3 protein-coding genes are annotated in these 2122 nt (G+C 42.5%); all 3 read left to right on the top strand.

Going from position 1 to position 2122, the window contains the following annotated elements:
* Window positions 1–272: 272 nt before the first annotated feature.
* From REG_RS14320 to REG_RS07535, 3 genes are read left to right on the top strand one after another with little or no spacing between them, the layout of a single operon-like run.
* Window positions 273–404 carry a hypothetical protein gene (locus REG_RS14320; protein WP_260200240.1) on the top strand — a complete coding sequence of 44 codons (132 nt, stop codon included), beginning with the start codon at window positions 273–275 and terminating at the stop codon, window positions 402–404.
* A 21-nt stretch (window positions 405–425) separates the two neighbouring features.
* The gene (locus tag REG_RS07540) at window positions 426–1163 is read left to right on the top strand and encodes an amino acid ABC transporter permease (RefSeq protein WP_006705098.1); all 738 of its coding nucleotides are present in this window, start codon (window positions 426–428) and stop codon (window positions 1161–1163) included.
* Window position 1164: 1 nt separating this feature from the next.
* Window positions 1165–1890: an amino acid ABC transporter permease gene (locus tag REG_RS07535; protein ID WP_006705097.1), complete on the top strand. Its 726-nt coding sequence runs from the start codon at window positions 1165–1167 to the stop codon at window positions 1888–1890.
* The last annotated feature ends 232 nt before the right edge of the window (window positions 1891–2122 follow it).

The raw sequence follows: 2122 nt of genomic DNA, 5'->3' as shown, positions 1-2122 counted from the left end.
GAATTCCATTCAACGCTAGATTATATACCCAATGAATTTCGAGTTATGGGAAGGCGGCCAGGGTGACCGACCTATGAGCCTAGACATACCATGAAGGCGAGGGCTTGCAGCCAACGCCGCTGTAACTTGAAAGGCGAAGGGTATAGATCCCTTGGCATTCTTGGCAAAAGATCTCTCCAACCCTACCCTTTTTTAGTGTAGGGTTGGTTTTTTTCTGATATTAGATAACAGCGAATTTTTATACGCAATTTTTATGAATATACCCTTCGTCTTTGAAGTTGCCGCTAGGCGGCCAGGGCGGCCGACCGATGAGCGTAGATTCGGCGAACACCCGCAGCCAACGAAGCGGCGGCTTCAAAGGCGAAGGGTATATAATCAAATTAAAGTATCATATTTATGCATAGTAGGACGGCTGGATATCATTTATGAAGTTGCATCACCTTACTGATTGGTTACTTGCCCCACAATATCTTCTTTGGCTATGGGATGGCTTTCTACTCACATTGTGGCTTTCTTCTTGTACCTCGGTGATTGCAACCTTACTAGGATTTCTACTAGCGACAGCCAGAGACAGTCATTTAAGAGCGTTACAATGGCCAGTGATGCTTTATAGTGCACTATTTCGTAACACTCCATTGCTTATTCAACTTTTTTTTTGGTATTTCGCCGTCAGCAAGATATTGCCTGTATCTTGGATGCAGTGGTTAAATATTTCTCACCAAGCGGTATTTTTGGGGATCACCCTCAGCTGGCCATCTTTTGAATTTTTAAGCGGTTTAACCGGCCTGATTCTATATTCAGCCGCGTTTATTGCTGAAGAGTTGCGCGCGGGTATCAATGGTGTTGCCAGTGGACAAAAATATGCCGCGCATGCATTGGGATTAACGAATTGGCAATCTATGCGTTATGTCATTTTGCCTCAGGCGTTAAAAATCTCCATGCCGCCCTTGCTCGGTCAATACATGAATATTATTAAAAATTCATCACTTACTATGGCTATTGGTGTTGCAGAACTTTCTTATGCTTCTCGTCAGGTAGAAACTGAAACATTGCGTACTTTTCAGGCTTTTGGCGTTGCGACCCTACTGTATATCATGACTATTGCGTTAATTGAAGCTTGGGGTATGTGGCGCCAGCAACGCTTGAAAGCCAGAGGACATTAAGATGGATTTCACTATTATTACCGATAATTGGCGCTATCTGCTATGGGGGGGATTTCCCGAATTGCCTTTGGGGGGAGCAGCATTAACATTATTGATTAGCTTAATGGCGGGTTTGGCCTCTGCTATTTTAGGCACGCTGCTGGGGGTGTTGTTAGCCATGACAACCGGTTTTTGGGGACAAATCTTAGCGGCAGTGTTAGGGTTTTTCCGTGCGATCCCGGTAATTATGCTTATATTTTGGACTTATTTTTTATTACCTATCATTTTTGGTGTTGATATTCCTGAAATCACTACGGTAGTCTGTGCACTGATGCTGATTACTTCATCTTATCTAGCCCATGCGGTGAAAGCGGGAATACTGGCGGTCGGCGCGGGTCAATGGCAAGCGGGTTTGTCATTGGGATTCAATCGCTGGCAAGTTTTACTGTTCATTATATTACCGCAAGCCCTGCGTATGATGGTGCCATCATTTGTTAATCAGTGGATTGCATTAATTAAAGACACATCGCTTGCTTATATCGTTGGTGTTAATGAACTCACATTTTTAGCAACACAGGTTAACAATCGTAGTATGGTCTATCCAATGGAAATATTTTTATTTGTGGGATGCATTTATTTTGTGCTTTGTCTTTTACTGGATTTTTTGGTTAATGCTATAACCAATGAATTTCGAGTTACGGCAAGGCGGCAATCAATCGAGCCTCAGAAGTGTACAGGTAATACATGACAGAGGATGAGTGATCGTTGCCAATGCTGTCGTAATTTGAAAGGCGAACGGTATATTAATCAAGGGATTCGACCTAACCGAAACATATTGATAAAACTTCATCATTAGCACTAGCGAGAAGATGACTATGCTAAAAAAATTAGCTTCTATATTGTTGTTTATTTTTATTTTAGTGGCTTGTACTACTCCCGGTGACAATACTTTAAATCTTGCGCCCAACGTGGTACTACCT

It is taken from the genome of Candidatus Regiella insecticola LSR1, assembly GCF_000143625.1.
In the GTDB taxonomy this organism is placed as follows: Bacteria; Pseudomonadota; Gammaproteobacteria; order Enterobacterales; family Enterobacteriaceae; genus Regiella; species Regiella insecticola.
Note: the sequence above shows the minus strand (reverse complement) of the source record. Positions and strands in the feature narration are given on the sequence as shown.